The sequence below is a fragment of the Vibrio variabilis genome (assembly GCF_003263785.1).
Classification (GTDB): Bacteria; Pseudomonadota; Gammaproteobacteria; order Enterobacterales; family Vibrionaceae; genus Vibrio; species Vibrio variabilis.
Window position 1 is genome coordinate 1 of the sequence record NZ_JYJK01000103.1, and the last position, 2,634, is coordinate 2,634.

Annotated in this window: 5 protein-coding genes; all 5 read right to left on the reverse strand. The window is 41.7% G+C overall.

The features are described from left to right. Positions 1 to 81: 81 nt before the first annotated feature. A complete protein-coding gene (locus tag TZ48_RS18805) occupies positions 82 to 591 on the reverse strand; it encodes a ClbS/DfsB family four-helix bundle protein (protein WP_112480259.1) in 510 nt (169 codons plus the stop codon). Between the two features lie 131 nt (positions 592 to 722). After that, entirely contained in the window at positions 723 to 1,157 is a 435-nt protein-coding gene (locus tag TZ48_RS18810; RefSeq protein ID WP_112480260.1) for a GNAT family N-acetyltransferase, read from the reverse strand. Positions 1,158 to 1,292: 135 nt separating this feature from the next. After that, positions 1,293 to 1,616, reverse strand: a complete 324-nt coding sequence (locus TZ48_RS18815; protein WP_112480261.1) for an antibiotic biosynthesis monooxygenase family protein — start codon at positions 1,614 to 1,616, stop codon at positions 1,293 to 1,295. A gap of 185 nt (positions 1,617 to 1,801) precedes the next feature. Beyond that, the gene (locus TZ48_RS25435) at positions 1,802 to 2,032 is read right to left on the reverse strand and encodes a hypothetical protein (protein WP_239670969.1); all 231 of its coding nucleotides are present in this window, start codon (positions 2,030 to 2,032) and stop codon (positions 1,802 to 1,804) included. A gap of 163 nt (positions 2,033 to 2,195) precedes the next feature. Then, the gene (locus TZ48_RS18825; protein WP_112480263.1) at positions 2,196 to 2,618 is read right to left on the reverse strand and encodes a GNAT family N-acetyltransferase; all 423 of its coding nucleotides are present in this window, start codon (positions 2,616 to 2,618) and stop codon (positions 2,196 to 2,198) included. Positions 2,619 to 2,634: the final 16 nt, after the last annotated feature.

Below are 2,634 nucleotides of genomic sequence, written 5' to 3' on the forward strand. Positions count from 1 at the left end.
ACACCCAATCAAAGCCACCGTAATCACTAAACTCAACCAAACCAAAATCGCCAACTGTTAGCTGTCTGCTTGAACAATTTGTTATGTGAATTCTCGACTGAAACGCCGAACCTTTGTACGCATGTTTTTCATTGGTGAAGACGTATTAAATTGAATCATCCTACCAAGTGTCCACTTCTCGTACCATGCAACGCCATACAGCTCATCATCACTCGAATTCGAAATTAACAGCAAAACTTGTTCCGTCGTCGATTCCAGCTCAGTAAGTAAGGCCTCGTAACTCCAGTCTTGATATTTGCGATGAAAACTCTCAGCCAATAGACCTAATTCGTTCCATTTATAGCCACTTTCGGGAAAGTCTACGTGTTTACCTTGTGTCTTCAGGCTATGCCACTTTAGAACAAGTTGCCCCCAACCAATCAAGTAAGCTACCGTGTCACAAACACTGATTAGTGTACCTTTTACATTCCCTTCAACACCAATTTCACGAGATAGCTCTTCAGGTATTTGGCGATAGTCCATCAACAACTTGTGGAATATTGAGTTTATCGCCTGCTCTAGTTCGTTCTTATTTTTTGGTACAGAAGACATTATTATCTCCATTCACATAACGCATTGTTAAGTTGCAGCTAACTACCACTGCACTCAAACAAAGCCACCGTAATCACTAAACCCAACCGAACCAAAATCGCCGACTGTTAGCTGTCTGCTTGAACAATTTGTTATGTGCGTACTAATTGGTGGCGCATTTCTATTAATTGATGCTCCCCAACTATCTCTACATCTTGGATAAATTCAAAACCAAGCCGTTCATAGTAACTACGTAAATAGCTATGAGCATGAATTTCTATAGAACTTACGCCTTGCATGTGGGCATACTCAATTAACTTATTAACGATTATTGAGGCAATACCACGACCTCGGAAAGCTTCAAGAACGGCAACTCTTGCCATTACCGAAGAACCATCAGTATTGATCACTAGACGAGCCGTCGCTACCGCCTGATTTGTCTCTGTAACTAGGGCATGTTCCGCTACACTATCTAAGCCATCAAAATCCAATTCATTCGGAATACTTTGCTCCATCGTGAATACTTGATACCTAATAGCCTGAGCCTTTTCGATGAGAACAGCAGACTTCCCGATTGTTACTTCCATTCCAATTTCCTCGTAAGCACATAACGCCTTGTTAAGTAGCAGCTAACTACCATTACACTCAAACAAAGCCACCGTAATCACTAAACTCAACCAAACCAAAATCGCCGACTGTTAGCTGTCTGCTTGAACAATTTGTTAGCACTTTTCCGCCAAATAAGTTTGCAAAAAGTCATCGCTGACTTCGAGTTTATAAACGGTACTTGATTTCACTAAACACTCACGCATTTCCTTGCGTGATATTTCAAAGAGCTCATCTGTGAGTTGATGGTCTTTTTCCCATTGCTCACGACTTGGCCATTGGGCATAACCGACCATTACATTTGGCTTATCTGAACGATGAAGACGAGAACCAAAGCTGCCACAATGCTGGTAGATTGACTTTGTTACTTCGAGCCATGCTTCACGAAACTTTGATTCCGTTCCATCACGAACTTCAAACTCATAGACTGCGATAAACATCCTGTTTCTCCTCTGAGTGCTAACGCCCGGTTAAGTGGTGAGTGACGCACCACCGAGCCAAATTTAAACACCGTAATCACACAAACCAAATTTGACGCTAAAAGTGCCGAGCGTTACGAATCCACTTGAACCGTTTGTTAGTTGCGAAACTTTGCAATTTCGTATTTCAGAGCCGATTATCAGGGCTAGTCCAAGTTGTCTGGGGTACGTAGATTAGTGCCACAAACTGTGCACTTGTAATCACCTGTAGCCTCGCCTTCCATCAATGCACTAGCGATTGATTCTAACAAGTTTGAGATAAATCCTGTTGATTTTGGCTTATTGGATTTTTGAGGTTGTGCAAAGTTTTCATATTTATGAAGAGTTACCTCTTTGCAATTGCAACAGAACGCTTTTGTTTGCTCAGAACCGTACATTTTAACCAACTTGATTATTCCTTTATAGCCTTCACAATCTCAAAGCAACTAACGCCTTGCTAAGTTGCAGCTAACGACCACGACACTCAAGCAAAGCCACCTTAATCACTAAACTCAACCAAACCAAAATCGCCAAACGTTAGCTGTCTGCTTGAGCAATTTGTTATGTTTGCAGTTCTTGAACCCACGAAACAGACATTTTGAAGTAAGACACATCGGACTTTTGGAACTCTTCGCCTTCAACGCGTAGTCCAAATTTCTCATAAAAAGGTAGCGCTGAAGTCCGCGCGTCACACCAGAAGTAATTTACGTTGGCCAATTTTAAGTCACAAACCACTTTTTGTATGACCTTTGAGCCAATTCCTTGCCCTTGATATTCTGGTAAAGTAGCGAACTTCCTGAGCCTTGCTTCATGTCCATTGATATAAATAGACGCTACACAAATCAAGTTCCCATCAACAAATGCACCGTAATGAGTTGCCGAGCTATCCTCTTCGACTTCGCAAAAGGAAAGCGACTTATTTGGCCATAAAACAAGGTGCCTAATTGGTAAAACCTCGGTGGTTGTGACCTTCCGTATATCCATATTTCCTCAGTAAACA